This window comes from Streptomyces violaceusniger Tu 4113 (genome assembly GCF_000147815.2).
Classification (GTDB): domain Bacteria; phylum Actinomycetota; class Actinomycetes; order Streptomycetales; family Streptomycetaceae; genus Streptomyces; species Streptomyces violaceusniger_A.
In genome coordinates this window covers 1,139,436-1,154,182 of sequence record NC_015957.1, presented here as the reverse complement: position 1 = coordinate 1,154,182, position 14,747 = coordinate 1,139,436, and the positions used below count along the sequence as shown (strand labels likewise).

Genomic DNA, 14,747 nt, shown 5'->3' with positions numbered 1-14,747 from the left:
CGCGAAGGCCGCGAGGGCGGTCGGTCTTCAGTAACGCTGTCGGCCGCCCGGGTAGCGGACAGGCTGACGGCACTCGGGCGCATCGGGGGGCGGGGGCTGCTCACCGAGCGCGTAACACAGTGCCGCGTGCAGTTGCTCCGCCTCCGCGGGGGTCAGCTCCAGCTCGGCGATGGCATGATGCCGCCCGCCCCTGCTGATCTGGAGCGGCAATGCGAGTTCCCCACCGTCCACCCGGCGCAAGCCCCGGCCCGGAACGGGACCGATCCGCCAGTCGGTCACCACGACCCCGCAGCGCTCGCAGGCGCCGTACCCACGTCCGGGCCGTCGCCTTCGTCGTACGAGGGCAGGCGGGCGCCCCTGCTCTCAGCGACCCGCAGCACATCGCGTAGCGCCTCACACAGCCGGTTTGCGAGGAAGCGCAGTTCGCGCACGTCTGCCTTGGGGTCGTCCAGCAGTGGCCGGGCGTGCCGGAGGAGCTCCGCCCCCATGGACACCTGTACGGCCTCGATCGTGTCCGCACGTCGACTCAGCGGGCTGTTCGCGCCGTCCGACGCCAGATAACACGGCTTGCCGTTCGGGTCCGTCCACGGCAGCAGGCGCAGCCCGGCCATCGCGCTCATTCGGACACCTCCACACCGTGGATCACCGCCCGAACCGCTGCCCGATGCCGGCCGGACGGCAGTAAGGCGAGAATCGCACTCCCGCATGCGAGGAACCGCCTCATAAGGTCGCTCACGTTCATCAGCTCCGTTCAGCTGGTGGGCCACGCCCTCGGGCCGGTGCACCCCGGTCGCGAGGGTTCTGCGTCTCTTCACGCTGTGTGGCGATTCCCTCACAGAGTGGAGGTCGTTCTGGCTACGCTGCTAGGAGGGCGCGCCTGACAACGCACCTTTCAACTCGGGGAGTCAGCCCATGCAGATGGATCGAAGGCCACGCACCGCCAGGGAGAAGTACGGCGAGGAGCTGAGGCTCCGCCGCATAGCCGCCGAGATGACGCAGGAAGCGCTGAGTGAGCGCGTGGTGTGCTCGCCCACGCTGATCAGCCATTTCGAGGCGGGGCGCCGGTTGCCGAGGCCGGACGACGCGGCGCGGATCGACCAGGCGTTGGGGACGGACGGGTTCTTCGTCCGGTGGCTGGAGGATCTGGAGTCGAAGTTCGCCGACCACTTCGCGGTCGCGGCGGAATTGGAGCGGCAGACGTCGGAGATGCGGTTGTACGGTCTCTCGCTCGTTCCTGGACTGCTCCAGACCGACGCCTACGCACGTGCGGTGCTGAGCGCAGCCAGCCCTAACTACCGCTCTGAAGATCTTGACCGGCGCGTGGTCAACCGCGTAGAGCGTGCCCGGATCCTCGATAATCCGTTGAGCCCTGTCGTATGGACCCTGTTGGATGAGGCAGTACTCCGACGCCGGGTCGGTGGGCCGCATGTCATGGCGGAACAATTGCGCAAGGTCGCGGACATGGCCGAGGCCGGACGATTGCGGCTGCACGTGGTGCCATTCGGTATCGGGGCGCACGCTCTCATCGAGAGCATGGTCACCCTCATGAACTTCACCGATGCCGCACCCGTCGCCTACGTCGAAGGTCTACGCACCGGCCACTTGATGGATGATCCGGCCCTGGTGAGTTCCTGCCAGTCAGCCTACGATCTCGCCATGGGCGATGCGGAGTCGCATCAGGATTCCCTGGCCCTGATCAGGGCTATAGCGGAGGAACACGAACATGACCAGCACTGATCACACCGTCTCCGACGCATCCACCCTCACCGGGTGGTACAAGTCCAGCCACAGCGGGCCCAGCAACGGTGACTGCCTCGAAGTAGCGCGAGGCCACGCCACCGTGCCCGTCCGCGACAGCAAAGACCCGCACGGCCCGGCGCTCGTATTCGAGCCGTCCGCGTGGTCGGCGTTCGTCTCCGCCGTCAAGCGCGGGGAGTTCCCCACCATCTGACCCGGGGTGCGGGCCATACCGCAGGCGGGCCCCTGACCGGCGATGACGCCGACCAGGGGCCGCCCTGCACGTGAGCCTGCGTCAGCCGTCGTTCTCCGCTGACGGGATGTAGGCGCCCGGCACGTCCTGAGGAGCGTAGATCTTCTTCTCACCCGGGTACGGCTTCGCCCAGTTGTGCGTCGCGTACCACGTGAAGTGGTTCATCTGGGCGGGGGGAGCGTAGTCCGGAACGGCGCTGGGACCGGTCAGCCGCTGCTTCGACTTCCACTGGTCCCACTGGGCGGCGACGTTCTTCATGTCCGTCGGCACCGAGGCCGACGGCACGGCCGCCGCCTTCAGGCTCTGCGCCGCGGGGGTGTCCAGACCACAGGACGGCGGGGTCTTCACCCCGTCGGTCAGCGAGGTCCGGTTGGGCAGCGCCTTGAACGGCGTGAAGTCCGGGCGCTGGGTGAACGCCGAGGCCATCGGGGTGGCCGCGGTGTCCTTCTGGTTCATCGGCTGGATCCCGAGGATCTGCTCGATGGTCCGCATCATGTTGATCTGCGAGTAGTAGTGGCTGTCCACCGCACCGTGCTTGGCCCAGGGGCTGATGATCTGGACCGGGGCACGGTGGCCGTCGACGTGGTCGAGACCCGCCTGGGAGTCGTCCTCGACGACGAAGATCGCCGAGTCCTCCCAGTACTTGCTGTGCGAGATCTTGTCGACGATCTGGCCCACGGCGAGGTCGTTGTCCGCGACCTGAGAGGCAGGGCTCACCGGGCCACCGGTGTGGTCGCTGGAGAGCCAGAACATGTTCAGGTTCGACGGACCGTTCTTCTCGAAGTCCTTCTTCCAGATCTGTGCCCGGTAGACGTCCGGGACGCTGGTGTCGAACTTCGGGAAGCCGTGCACCGACACGTCGTTGAGCGACGGGATCGGCGAGGTCGAGTTCAGCGGGTAGGCGGTGTCCTGACCGGTCGCCGCCATGTTCTTGCTGTCGCAGTACAGGTTCTGCCAGCTCGCGCCCGACGGCTTGGTCAGGAACTGCTGGAACTCACCGAAGTTCCGCACCGACTTGCGGGCCGCCTGCGCACCGGTCCAGATGAAGCCGGTCTTCTGGTGGCCGAGGGCGTCGTCCTCGGTGTCGTAGCTGCGGGTGTACTCACCGGCCGAGGACTCGGTGTACTCCGGGTTGTCGGCCTGCATCAGCCAGTTGTGGCCTTCAGCGGAGTTGGTGCCGATGTCGTACGTGTTGTCGAACAGGCCGAACTGCTTGGCCAGGGCGTGCTGGTTCGGCGTGACGTTCTCGCCGAACTGGGTCAGCGACGGGTCGCCGTTGCCCTGCGGCATGTCACCGAAGACCTGGTCGTAGGTCCGGTTCTCCTTGACGAGCAGGAAGACGTGCTTGATCGTCGAGCGGTCGCCGAGCTTGACCGGGACCGGCACCGGCTTGGCCGAGGTGCCGTCGGTCTTCTTGAGGGACTCGCCGTTCCAGCCGTTCTGCTTGAAGACCTTGCCGGTGTAGGACCTGATCACTCGGTCGTCGGGCAGCGTGAACTTCTGCACGCTCGACGTCGTGTCGTGGGTGCCGCGACCGCCGCTTTCCTTACGGCGGGCGTCGATGCCACGGGTGTTGGAGACGTACACCTCGTTGCCGGAGGTGGTGATCTCCGAGGGGAAGTAGTCCGTGGGGAGCAGGCCGACGTAGCTGACCGGCTCCTGCGCGGAGGTGAACTTGTAGACGGCGACGGCGTTGGCGCGGCCGAGGGTCACCAGCAGGTGACCGTCGTCGGTGAGGGTCACCGCGTCGGGCTCGTAGCCCACCCGGGCCTTGGCCCACGGCTGGGTGGAGATGGTCTGGACGACCTTGTCCTTCGCCGTGTCGATGACCGACACGTTGTTGTCGGCGGTGTTGGTGACGAACACCACGCCGTTATTGGCGTACACGGCGGTCGGGTGCAGACCGACCTCGATGCTGGAGACCGCGGCGTCCTGGTTCGCCAGGTCGATGACGCTGACCGTGCCGCTGGTGGTGGCAGCGGTCTTCTGGTCGGCGAGTACCTGCGTACCGTAGGAGTTGATCGTGGGCTCGCCGGGCTTGGCCGGGCGGCCACCCTCGTTGCTGACGTAGAGCTTGTCGCCGACGACGGTCATGTCGCGCGGGGCGTTGCCCACGGCCCAGCTCCGCTTGATGGTCCCGGTCGCCGCGTCGAGGGAGACGACCCGGTTCTGGCCGTTGACCGCGGAGTACACGGTCTTGCCGTCGGCCGAGAACACGGCCTCGCCCACCAGGGCGTGCTGGGAGCCGTCCGCCGGGATGGTGACGGTCCGCGGGCTGGAGACGCTGCCGTCCTCGTTCACGGTGAACACGGTGTAGCCGTCCGGCTGGCCCAGCCAGAGCTGCTTGCCGTCGGGCGAGTACGTCGGGCCTTCCTGGCCCACGTTGTTGCTGCTGATGCGGGGGTTCGACGACGCGGCGTTGCTGACGAGCTGCTGCGTCTTCCAGTTCTTCAGGTCCACGATGGCCAGGGCCGCGCCACCGTCGGTGACCGAGGCGGCCATGTGCGTGCCGTCCGGGCTGACCGACGACGACATGATCTTGCCCTGGTTGATGACAAGACGGTCGCCGTACGGGGCGATGTACTGGTTGCTGGAGACGACCTGGCCATTCTTGGTGACCTGACCGACCTGGTCCTTGCCGAACTGGTCGGTCTGCGCGAGCGCCGTGCCGGCGGCCACGAGGGCGACAGCGGTGGTGCCCGCCGTCAACAGCGGTATCCGGCGGCCGATGCGTCTGCTGATGAGGTTGATCCGGGCTTCCTCGACGAGTTTGCGGCGGCGAGTCACCTGCATTGAGGGTTATCCCTTCGGGGTGGTGTCGAGCAGTTCGACGTTGCCGTCGAACTGCCACAGCGGGTTCGGTGCGTCCCCATCGGGGGTCCGCACCAGGAAGTAGCCGTTCACTTCCTTCGGTCCATCGCCATCGGCCATGAACCGCCCGTCCGGAGTGACGTCGAGTTGGTAGATGGCCTGTCCGGTGGCCTCGACGCCGGGAAGATGCCAGGTCACGACGCAGCGCCAGTCGTTGCCCGGGCCTTGTGCCGCGACCCTGGTGCTTCCCTTGTTGCAGGACGCCGTGGCCTTCAACTGGGCCTCGGTGACGGCGGGACGGTTGAGTTGGTCGGTCTGCATGCGGTACAGGTGCGCGAACGCCGTGGCGAGCGAGCGCTGCACCTTGTCCTGCTCGATCCCGGAGCCCGTCGCCGAGGTCGTCGCGGCGACGACCGCGAACGACGCGGCGGCCACCCCGACGAGCGGCAGGACTCCGATGGTGATCGCGCGGCGGCCCGAACCGTCGTGGGCCAGGTTGGTGAAGTCGCGCCGTACGAAGAGCACATACGCCAGCGCCGTCGCGACCACGGCCCATACGAGGCTGACAACGATGCCGATCAGCAGCGGGCCGAGTTGCCGGGGGCTGGTGAACAGACCGTTCCAGGAGATGAAGGCGTAGCTCGGCAGGGCGACGCGCACGGCCGCCGGAAGCGGCAGCATCTGGGCGACCGCCATCGCGAGCGAGACGAGCACGGGCACCAGCAGCCCCATCGGCGACCGTCCCAGCGTGACCGACCCGAGGAAGCCGAGTGCGGCGAGCGCCAGCGTCGGAGCGAGGACGCAGACCCAGGAGAGCAGGACCGAGACGGCGGCGTCCGACGGTGCCAGGAGATGGCCGTCGAGACCGACCAGCGGCTGGTCGCCGACCACGAGGAGGCCGCCGACGGTGCTGGAGACCGCGAGCCCGGCCACGAGCAGCAGCAGGACGGCGAGACTGGCCACCGCCTTCGCCACGAAGATCCGCCGAGGCGAGCGGACCGCGACGAGCAGATGGCGCCAGGTGCCGAGCCGGTCCTCGGAGGCGAACACATCACCGGCCACGACCGAGGTCAGCAGCGGGAGCGCCCAGGTCCCCGCGAAACCGAGCAGCACCAGCGGCCCGGCCCATCCGGAGGCGAGCATCCAGCGCCCGAAGAGGGTGTCGACGGGAAGCGTGCTCTGCTGGCTCACCCCGGCGACGAAGAGGGCGGGAGCGATCCAGCAGGCGAGGACCAGCAGGCGGATCCGCCACTGGGAGACGAGCTTGACGAGCTCGAAGCGACAGGCGCGGGTGACGGGGACGCGACGGCCCCCGGTCACCTGCTCGGGTTCCTGTTCCCGGCTCCGGGTGAGGGCCGCGGTCATCTGTCCGCCTCCTGCTGCTCGGTGAGGGCGAGAAACGCGGCTTCGAGCGGGGACACCATGGGAGTGAGCTCGCGCAGCGCGACGCCCCTCTCCACCAGCCGCACCACGAGTTGGTCGAGGGCCGGCATCAGGGCGCGTACGACGAGCAGTCCGGCGTCCTGCCGCACCCCGGGGTCGTCGACGACCTGGATCCCCGGCGCGTCGTCCGCCAGCCGGCGCGCGGCCTGCGGGTCGGAGGTGAGCAGCCGGTAGTCGAGTTCGCGGTTCTCGGTGGCCAGCTTGGACAGCGGGCCGGAGAAGACGACGCGTCCGGCGGCGAGGATGGTCACCTCGGAGCACAGCGCCTCGAGGTCGTCCATGTTGTGGCTGGAGAGCACGACGGCGGTTCCGTCGGCCGCGAGCCGGCTGAGGACACCGTGCACGTGCTTCTTGCCCGCCGGGTCGAGGCCGTTGGACGGTTCGTCGAGCACGAGCAGCCGGGGCTTGGTCAGCAGGGCGGCGGCGAGCCCGAGCCGCTGGCGCATGCCGAGGGAGAAGCCGCGGGTACGGTCGTCGGCGACGTCGGTGAGACCGACCTCGGCGAGTACGTCGTCGATCCCCGCCGTGCGCGCGTCGTGGCCGCGGAGTGCGGCCAGCGCGGCGAGGTTCTGCCGTGGGGTGAGCGAGGGGTAGAGAGCGGGGCCGTCCACGAAGCCGGCGACACCGTCGGGAGCGTCGAGTGCCCGCTCGACCGGTGTACCCAGGACCTCCAGGCGACCGCTGTCGGCGACCGCGAGCCCCAGCAGAAGGCCGAGCAACGTCGTTTTTCCGGCGCCGTTCGGTCCGACCAGGCCGTGGATCCGACCCTGCGTTACATCGAGATCGATGCCGTCCAGGGCGACGACATCACCGAAGCTCTTCGTGATACCGCGAGCCCGGAGTGCGCGGAGTTCTTCCATGGGTCCCTTTCCTTCAAATACCTCAAGGACCCTATGGATTGATCATGCTGCTCAGGGGGATGGAGAGTTGAATCTACGTAGAACATGAAACGACTTGGCATTCGCGACGTCGTCGCCGAGCACCAGCTCACTCTTTGGGGCCAGCATTCTTTGCCATCATTTGATCAAAATCGGATGCTCCCATGAATCAGTTGCAATGGTGAATGCTGCGGTGAATGCCAACTGGGCACGGAGCGGAATTGAGCTGGAAGCGACGGCCCCCGCATCCCGGCGGTTTCCGCCGGGATGCGGGGGCCGTCGTCATGCGGGCGCCGTCCGCTAGATGACGATGCTCAGCAGGGCCGCCACGACGAAACCGGCCACCGACAGCACCGTCTCCAGGACCGTCCAGGACTTCAGCGTGTCGCTCTCGGAGATGCCGAAGTACTTCGCCACCATCCAGAAGCCACCGTCGTTCACATGCGAGGCGAAGATCGAGCCCGCCGAGATGGCCATGATGACCAGCGCCAGATGGGCCTGGGAGTAGTGGCCCTCGGAGAGCATCGGGGTGACGATGCCCGCCGTCGTGACGATCGCGACCGTCGCCGAGCCCTGGGCCACCCGGAGCACCACCGAGATCAGCCAGGCCAGCACGATGACCGGCAGGCCCGCGCTGTCGAAGGCGTCGGCCAGGGCCTGGGCGACACCGCTGCCCTTGAGGACCGCGCCGAAGACCCCGCCCGCACCGACGACCAGGAGGATGTTGCCGACGGGCTTGAGGGAGGCGGTGGAGACGGTCTCCAGGGACTTGCGGGACCAGCCGCGCCGGATGCCCAGCAGGTAGTAGGCGAGGAGCAGGGCGATCGTCAGCGCCACGAAGGGGTGGCCGAAGAACTCGATGACCGAGCGGCCGGTGCTCGGGTCCAGCGCGACGGAGGAGAAGGTGGCGCAGAGGATCAGGACGAGCGGGGTGCCGATGATCGCGAGCACCGTGGCCACCGAAACCGGCCGCTCGGCCGGGGCGACGCCGGAGGCGCGCTGCTGGGCCGCGACCGCCTCCCGGGACTCCTCGGCCGCCTCGACCATGTCCTGCGGTACGGGGACGAAGATGCGCTTGCCGATCCAGGCGGCGTAGCCCCACGCGGCGAGCACCGACGGGATGCCGACGACGATGCCCATCAGGATGACCCAGCCCAGGTCGACATGGAACAGTCCGGCCGCGGCCACCGGGCCGGGGTGCGGCGGCAGGAAGGCGTGGGTCATGGACAGGCCCGCGAGCAGCGGCATCGCGTAGAGCAGGATGGACTTGCCGCTGCGCTTGGCGGCCGCGTAGACGATCGGCGCGAGGACGAAGATGCCGACGTCGAAGAAGACGGGTATGCCGAAGATCAGGCCGGTCAGGCCCATCGCGAGCGGTGACCGCTTCTCCCCGAAGATGCCGAGCAGCCGGGCGCTGAGCGCCTCCGCGCCGCCGGACACCTCGAGTATCGCGCCGAGCATCGTGCCCAGGCCGATGATGATGGCTATGTGGCCGAGGATGCCGCCCATACCGGATTCGATGAGCGAGACGGCGTCCGACTTCTGGACCGTGCCGAAGAGTTCGGTGACCGAGAGACCTGCGGCCAGACCGACCGCGATGGAGACGCCGAGCAGCGCCACGAAGGGCTGCAGCCGGACCTTGATGATCAGGTAGAGCAGTAGCGCGATGCCGAGGGCGGCGACGGTCAGCAGACCGGCGGTGCCGTCGATGAGCGCGAGCAGACCACCGGTGTGGGGTGGTGTCTCGGCAGCGGGAGCGGCCGCGAGCAGCATGGGGAACTCCGGGTGTGGGTAGGGGGTACCGCCGCACGGCGGGGGGCCGCGCGCTGGATGAGCGTGGGTGCGGTTGATCAGGGCTCGAGCTTCCGGCGACGGGGACGGTGAGGACGAGTCAGGGGTGGAACCCGCGGCGGGCGGGAGGCGCTCCCGCCCGCCACGGGGTTTTCGGGGTCAGCCCAGGACGGCGAGGGCGTCGATCTCGACGAGCAGACCGGCGGGGAGGCCGACGTAGACCGTCGTACGAGCGGCCGGGGCCTCCTTGAGGTCGGCGAAGAACTCGTTGTAGATCTCGTTGAATTCGGCGAAGTGGCCGGTGTCGGTGAGGTAGACGCGCACCATCATGGCGTCCTCCCAGCTCGCGCCGCCCTCCTCCAGTACGGCCTGCACATTGCGCAGGGTCTGCAGGGTCTGCTCGCGCAGGGTCGGCCCGACGGGGGTGGGGGCCTGGCCCGCGACGGCGGGGCCGAAGCCGACCTGACCGGCGACCTGGAGGACGTTCCCCTTCTTCACACCGTGGGAGAACTTGGCGGGCGGGGTGGTGTGCGTGGCCGGGGTGATCGGGGTCTTCTGCAGCTTCTCGGTCATGAGGAGGGCTCCTCGGCTTTCTTCTCGGGTGTTTCTGCTGTTACTTGGGAAGGGTTCTGCGAGGCGTGGGACACCGGTGCGGACACCAGGGCGCCGCCCGAGTATTCCCGGCTGATCTCCTCCGCCGTGCGGCGCACCAGCGGCAGCAGGGAGAGGAGTTCCTCGGCGCTGACGACGACGTTGGGCGCCGACACCGAGCAGGCGGCGACGACCCGCCCGTCCGTACCCCGGATCGGCGCCCCGACGCAGTTGATCGACTCCTCGTGGCCGCCGAAGTCGGTGGCCCAGCCCTGTTCGCGTACGGTCGCCAGCTCCTTGAGGAACGCGGCGGCGTTCGGTGTCGAACGGGGCGTGTACGCGGGGTAGGTGAGCCGCTCGGCCAGCGTCCGCCGCTCGGACTCGGGCAGATCGGCCAGCAGCAGCTTGGCCACGGCGGCGACGGTGATGGCGACGGGCTTGCCGATCCGCGAGTACATCCGCACCGGGTAGCGGCTCTCCACCTTGTCGATGTAGAGCACCTCGTTCTCCTCGTACACCGCGAGGTGGACGGTGTGCCCGCACCGCTCGTTGAGCGCCAGCAGATGGGGGTGGGCGATCTCGCGTACGTCGAGGTTCTCCACCGCCTCCTGCGCGAGCGCGAAGAGGCGGGCGCCGAGGCGGTAGCGCTGGTCCTGCTGGCGGTAGACCATGCCGTGCTCATGGAGGGTGCGCAGCAGCCGCAGCGCGGTCGACTTGTGCACGCCCAGCCGCGTGGCGACCTGCTCCAGGTTGGCCGGGCCCTCCGCCAGCAGCGGCAGGATGCTCAGCGCTCGGTCGACGGTCTGGCTCATGAGTCGGATACCTCCACCGCTGCGGTCTCGGCCCACTTTTCGGCGGGAGTCGGCAGATCTGTCCAGCCGGGGCCGAACCGCAGTGTGCCCCACTGCGCGGCATCGAGTGCCACCAGGTGGTCGGCGTGCTCACGGGAGGGCGGGGTGCCGAGGTCGCCGGGGACGGTGAGGGCGGCGGCGGCCATGAGGTGGCCGTGGCGCAGCCGTTCGGCGACGGGCAGGCCGCGCAGGGTGCCGGAGAGGAAACCGGCGGCGAAGGCGTCGCCCGCGCCGACGGGGGCGACGACATCGACGCGCGGGGCCGGTTCGAAGGTGACGTCGTCGGTGCCGTCCGGGCAGCGGGCGTAGGCGGTGGCCCCGGCGCCGCCCTGCTTGACGACCAGCAGCTCCGGTTCGGGCAGCGCCGCCCGGATCGCCGCCGGGCCGCTCACCCCCCAGACCGCCTCGGCCTCGTCCTCGCCGACGAAGACGAGGTCGCAGCCGCGGGCCAGGCCCAGCAGGACGGCGGGGCCCCGTTCGGCATCCGCCTCCCGCTGCCAGAGGGAGACCCGGTAGTTGAGGTCGAAGGAGACGAGGGGGCGGCCGGGGGCGCGTGCGGTCAGCTCGTGCATCAGCGTGCGGCAGTCGGCGGAGAGGGCCGGGGTGATCCCGGTCAGATGGAGCACCCGGCCGGACCAGGCCCGCTCCCGGGGGATGAGCGCCGGGGACATGGCCGCGGCGGCGGATCCGGCCCGGTAGTAGACCACCTCGGCGAGCGGCTCAGGCGAATCCGGCGACTCCGCGGGTCCGTTCCCGTCGGCGGCGCCGTTCCCGTCGGCGGGTCCGGCCCCGTCCACCGTTTCGGACCCGTCCACCTGCTCCGAGCCGACGGCGCGCTCGCCCGCCGTGCGGAAGTAGATGCCGGTGGGGCGGTGCGGATCGCGCTGGACGTAGGCCGTGTCCACGCCGGTGGCCGCGATCTCCCGCACCAGGTGCTCGCCGAAGCCGTCCGTGCCCACCCGGCTGATCCAGCGCGCGCGGTGCCCGGCGCGGGCCAGGCCACAGGCGACATTGGACTCGGCGCCGCCGATGCCCCGGGCGAAGGAGGGGACGTCCGCCAGCCGACCCGGGCGGGACGGCACGAAGGTCACCATCGACTCGCCGAGGCAGACGACGTCGACGACATCGATGACGTCATCGACGACATCAGCAACACCATCGGCGGCCTCGACGCTGGGGAGAGGGGACACGGTTGGTCTCGCTCCTCGTGGGTGGACGGATGGGGGTCAGCCACACACCGTTGACCCGGTGCTGGGCGGGATGTTAGACAGCGCTAAGCGATATGCGCAATGAACGTTGCAGAGATTGCAACCGGAATCTGTAATGGAGGCGCCTCCATGGCCACCGACCACAGCGACCAGGCCATCGCCGCTCTCGCGCAGGAGCGCGTGGACCACCGCTTCAAGGGGCTGCCTGCGAGCGCCGAGGGCCTTACGGTCGGCGAGCTCGCCGCCGAGCGGCGCTCCCTGTTCACCGGCGGCTTCACCACGCCCGTGCTGGCGCTGTCGGCCGAGGCGCTGGAGCACAATCTGGTGGCGATGGAGCGCTACTCCGCCGCCCATGGGCTCGCCTTCGCCCCGCACGGCAAGACCTCCATGGCCCCCCAGCTCTTCGAGCGCCAGCTCGCCCACGGGGCTTGGGGCATCACCGCGGCCGTCCCCACCCACGTGCGGGTCTACCGGGCCTTCGGCATCCAGCGGATCTTCCTCGCCAACGAGGTCGTCGACGCCGCCGCCCTGCACTGGCTCGCGGCCGAGCTCGACGCCGACCCCGATTTCCGCTTCATCGCCTACGTCGACTCGGTGCGCGGCGTCGAGCTGATGGACGCGGCGCTGCGGGAGGCGGGCGCGCGACGGCCGGTGGAGGTGGTGGTCGAGCTGGGCGGCGGCGAGGGTGCACGGACCGGGGTCCGTACGGAGGCGGAGTGCGCGGCGGTCGCCGACGCGGTCGCGGCCACCGGGACCCTGCGGCTGGTCGGCGTGGCCGGCTACGAGGGCGAGGTGCCGAAGCCGGACGGCGAGCGGGTGCGGGCATGGCTGCGCCGGCTCACCGCGCTGGCCGCGGAGTTCGACGCGGCGGGCCGCTTCGAGGGCGTGGACGAGGTGGTCGTCAGCGCGGGCGGCAGCGCGTGGTTCGACGCGGTGGCCGACGTCCTCGCGGAGTTGCCCACGCTGTCCCGGCCGGTGCTGAAGCTGCTGCGCTCGGGTGCGTACGTCTCCCACGACGACGGTCACTACCGGCACCTCACCCCCTTCAACCGCGTCCCGGAGGAGGGCGAGCTGCACCCGGCCTTCCGCCTGTGGGCCCAGGTCGTCTCCCGCCCCGAGCCCGGCCAGGCGTTCCTCAACGCGGGCAAGCGGGACGCGGCCTATGACCTCGACCTGCCCGCACCCCAGCTCATCCGCTCGGCCCGCGACGGCTCCACCCGCCCCGCCACGGGCCTGGCCATCACGGCCCTCTCCGACCAGCACGCCTGGGTCACCGTCGCGGACGGCACGGAGCTGGAGGTCGGCGACTGGGTGGCCCTGGGGCTCTCGCATCCGTGCACCAGCTTCGACAAGTGGCAGCTCATTCCGGTGGCGGAGGCGGACGGCACGGTCACGGACTACATCCGCACCTGCTTCTGACCCCTCCGGGGCTCCGCCCCACTCCGCGCACAGGGAGACGCACCCCATGGACCTGGTCATCCGCGACGCACGCGTCATCGACGGCACCGGTGGTGCCGCCTACCGGGCCGATGTGGCCGTGGACGGCGGCCGGATCGCCGCCGTCGTCCGTGAGGACGGCGGCGGGCCGCGCCCCGCCGCCCGCCGCACGGTGGACGCGGACGGCCTCGTCCTCTCCCCCGGCTTCATCGACATGCACGCGCACAGCGACCTCGCGCTGCTGCGCGACCCCGACCACTCGGCGAAGGCCGCGCAGGGCGTGACCCTCGAGGTCATCGGCCAGGACGGGCTCTCGTACGCCCCCGTGGACGACGAGACCCTCGCCCAGATCCGTACCGCCATCACCGGCTGGAACGGCGACGGTTCCGACATCGACTTCACCTGGCGCACCGTCGGGGAGTTCCTCGACCGCCTCGACCACGGCTTCGACGGCCAGGGCATCGCGGTCAACGCCGCCTACCTCATCCCCCAGGGCACCGTCCGGATGCTCGCGGTCGGCTGGGAGGACCGCGACGCGACACCGGCGGAGGTCGCCCGGATGAAGGAGCTGGTGGCCGAGGGGCTTCAGCAGGGCGCCGTCGGCCTCTCCTCCGGCCTCACCTACACCCCCGGGATGTACGCCTCCGACGCCGAACTCACCGAGCTGTGCCGGGTCGTGGCCGCGTACGACGGCTACTACTGCCCGCACCACCGCTCCTACGGCGCCGGCGCCCTGCGCGCGTACGAGGAGATGGTGGCCCTCACCCGCGAGGCCGGCTGCGCGCTCCACCTCGCCCACGCCACCATGAACTTCGGCCTCAACAAGGGCCGCGCCCCCGAACTCCTCACCCTCCTCGACACCGCCCTCGCCGACGGCGCCGACATCACCCTCGACACCTACCCCTACCTCCCCGGCTGCACCACGCTGGCCGCGATGATGCCGAGCTGGGCGGCCGAGGGCGGCCCCGACGCGGCGCTCGCGCGGCTGCGCGACGACGGGACGGCCGAGCGCATCCGCCATGTGATGGAGGTGGAAGGAGCGGACGGCTGCCACGGCGTACCGATGGACTGGGACACGATCGAGATCTCCGGCGTGAACGACCCGTCCCTCACCGGCTACGTCGGCCGGACCATCGCCGCGAGCGCCCGCGAACGCGGCGAGGCCCCCTGGATCACCGCCCGCCGCCTCCTCCTGGACGACCACCTCGGCGCGACGATCCTGCAACACGTCGGGCACGAGGAGAACGTCCAGGCGATCATGAAGCACCCCGTCCACACAGGCGGCAGCGACGGCATCCTCCAGGGCGCCAAGCCCCACCCCCGCGCGTACGGCACCTTCCCCCAGTACCTCGGCCGCTACGTCCGCGAGCTGGGCGTCCTCACCCTGGAGGAGTGCGTAGCCCACCTCACCTCCCGCCCCGCGGCCCGCCTCCGCCTCCCCGACCGCGGCCGGATCCACGAGGGCTACCGCGCCGACCTCGTCCTCTTCGACCCGGAGACGGTGGCCGCGGGCTCGACCTTCGACACCCCACGCACCCTGCCGACCGGCATGCCCCACGTCCTCATCGACGGCCGCTTCGTCATCGAGAACGGCCGGCGGACGGACGTCCTGGCGGGACGTTCGGTACGGCGCGCCTAGGTCCTGATATCCGATCGGCGCCGGACTCGGCGCTCAGTCGCACCGCCCGCACAGATACCCGCGCCGCACAGCGGACCGAGCCCCGACCACCCCCGGCACCGGCACCCA

At 70.0% G+C, this 14,747-nt stretch carries 13 protein-coding genes; 4 read left to right on the top strand and 9 right to left on the bottom strand.

The genetic code is table 11. The features are described from left to right. Positions 1–27: 27 nt before the first annotated feature. On the bottom strand, positions 28–210 hold the full coding sequence (locus STRVI_RS05240; protein WP_251982562.1) for a hypothetical protein: 183 nt from the start codon (positions 208–210) through the stop codon (positions 28–30). A 65-nt stretch (positions 211–275) separates the two neighbouring features. After that, positions 276–620: a hypothetical protein gene (locus STRVI_RS05235; protein ID WP_014054572.1), complete on the bottom strand. Its 345-nt coding sequence runs from the start codon at positions 618–620 to the stop codon at positions 276–278. 292 nt (positions 621–912) lie between these two features. On the opposite strand from STRVI_RS05235, the gene STRVI_RS05230 reads away from it, so the two are divergent. Continuing rightward, entirely contained in the window at positions 913–1,737 is an 825-nt protein-coding gene (locus STRVI_RS05230) for a helix-turn-helix domain-containing protein (protein ID WP_014054571.1), read from the top strand. Then, positions 1,724–1,951 (top strand): DUF397 domain-containing protein, encoded by a 228-nt coding sequence (locus STRVI_RS05225; RefSeq protein ID WP_014054570.1) that lies wholly within the window; start codon positions 1,724–1,726, stop codon positions 1,949–1,951. The genes STRVI_RS05230 and STRVI_RS05225 overlap by 14 nt, the downstream gene beginning before the upstream one ends. An 81-nt stretch (positions 1,952–2,032) precedes the next feature. On the opposite strand, the gene STRVI_RS05220 is transcribed toward STRVI_RS05225, so the two are convergent. From STRVI_RS05220 to STRVI_RS05190, 7 genes are all read right to left on the bottom strand, one after another. After that, a complete protein-coding gene (locus STRVI_RS05220) occupies positions 2,033–4,783 on the bottom strand; it encodes an alkaline phosphatase family protein (RefSeq protein ID WP_014054569.1) in 2,751 nt (916 codons plus the stop codon). Between the two features lie 6 nt (positions 4,784–4,789). Next, positions 4,790–6,166: an ABC transporter permease gene (locus STRVI_RS05215; RefSeq protein WP_014054568.1), complete on the bottom strand. Its 1,377-nt coding sequence runs from the start codon at positions 6,164–6,166 to the stop codon at positions 4,790–4,792. Next, positions 6,163–7,104, bottom strand: a complete 942-nt coding sequence (locus STRVI_RS05210) for an ABC transporter ATP-binding protein (RefSeq protein WP_014054567.1) — start codon at positions 7,102–7,104, stop codon at positions 6,163–6,165. The genes STRVI_RS05215 and STRVI_RS05210 overlap by 4 nt, the downstream gene beginning before the upstream one ends. Positions 7,105–7,422: 318 nt before the next feature. After that, positions 7,423–8,895, bottom strand: coding sequence for a GntP family permease (locus tag STRVI_RS05205; RefSeq protein WP_014054566.1), 1,473 nt, complete (start codon positions 8,893–8,895; stop codon positions 7,423–7,425). Between the two features lie 177 nt (positions 8,896–9,072). Beyond that, positions 9,073–9,486 carry a RidA family protein gene (locus tag STRVI_RS05200; RefSeq protein ID WP_014054565.1) on the bottom strand — a complete coding sequence of 138 codons (414 nt, stop codon included), beginning with the start codon at positions 9,484–9,486 and terminating at the stop codon, positions 9,073–9,075. After that, on the bottom strand, positions 9,483–10,316 hold the full coding sequence (locus STRVI_RS05195) for an IclR family transcriptional regulator (RefSeq protein WP_014054564.1): 834 nt from the start codon (positions 10,314–10,316) through the stop codon (positions 9,483–9,485). The genes STRVI_RS05200 and STRVI_RS05195 overlap by 4 nt, the downstream gene beginning before the upstream one ends. Next, positions 10,313–11,449 carry a sugar kinase gene (locus tag STRVI_RS05190; protein WP_106685840.1) on the bottom strand — a complete coding sequence of 379 codons (1,137 nt, stop codon included), beginning with the start codon at positions 11,447–11,449 and terminating at the stop codon, positions 10,313–10,315. Before STRVI_RS05190 ends, STRVI_RS05195 begins: the two co-directional genes overlap by 4 nt. Positions 11,450–11,692: 243 nt before the next feature. On the opposite strand from STRVI_RS05190, the gene STRVI_RS05185 reads away from it, so the two are divergent. Continuing rightward, positions 11,693–12,982: an amino acid deaminase gene (locus tag STRVI_RS05185; RefSeq protein WP_014054562.1), complete on the top strand. Its 1,290-nt coding sequence runs from the start codon at positions 11,693–11,695 to the stop codon at positions 12,980–12,982. Positions 12,983–13,028: 46 nt separating this feature from the next. Beyond that, entirely contained in the window at positions 13,029–14,639 is a 1,611-nt protein-coding gene (locus STRVI_RS05180; protein WP_014054561.1) for an N-acyl-D-amino-acid deacylase family protein, read from the top strand. Positions 14,640–14,747: the final 108 nt, after the last annotated feature.

Coding starts and splice junctions, on each gene's coding strand:
- STRVI_RS05235 (WP_014054572.1), bottom strand. CDS start 620: ATGAGCGCGATGGCCGGGCTGCGCCTGCTGCCGTGGACGGACCCGAAC.
- STRVI_RS05200 (WP_014054565.1), bottom strand. CDS start 9,486: ATGACCGAGAAGCTGCAGAAGACCCCGATCACCCCGGCCACGCACACC.
- STRVI_RS05190 (WP_106685840.1), bottom strand. CDS start 11,449: ATGGTGACCTTCGTGCCGTCCCGCCCGGGTCGGCTGGCGGACGTCCCC.
- STRVI_RS05225 (WP_014054570.1), top strand. CDS start 1,724: ATGACCAGCACTGATCACACCGTCTCCGACGCATCCACCCTCACCGGG.
- STRVI_RS05215 (WP_014054568.1), bottom strand. CDS start 6,166: ATGACCGCGGCCCTCACCCGGAGCCGGGAACAGGAACCCGAGCAGGTG.
- STRVI_RS05220 (WP_014054569.1), bottom strand. CDS start 4,783: ATGCAGGTGACTCGCCGCCGCAAACTCGTCGAGGAAGCCCGGATCAAC.
- STRVI_RS05195 (WP_014054564.1), bottom strand. CDS start 10,316: ATGAGCCAGACCGTCGACCGAGCGCTGAGCATCCTGCCGCTGCTGGCG.
- STRVI_RS05185 (WP_014054562.1), top strand. CDS start 11,693: ATGGCCACCGACCACAGCGACCAGGCCATCGCCGCTCTCGCGCAGGAG.
- STRVI_RS05180 (WP_014054561.1), top strand. CDS start 13,029: ATGGACCTGGTCATCCGCGACGCACGCGTCATCGACGGCACCGGTGGT.
- STRVI_RS05205 (WP_014054566.1), bottom strand. CDS start 8,895: ATGCTGCTCGCGGCCGCTCCCGCTGCCGAGACACCACCCCACACCGGT.
- STRVI_RS05230 (WP_014054571.1), top strand. CDS start 913: ATGCAGATGGATCGAAGGCCACGCACCGCCAGGGAGAAGTACGGCGAG.
- STRVI_RS05210 (WP_014054567.1), bottom strand. CDS start 7,104: ATGGAAGAACTCCGCGCACTCCGGGCTCGCGGTATCACGAAGAGCTTC.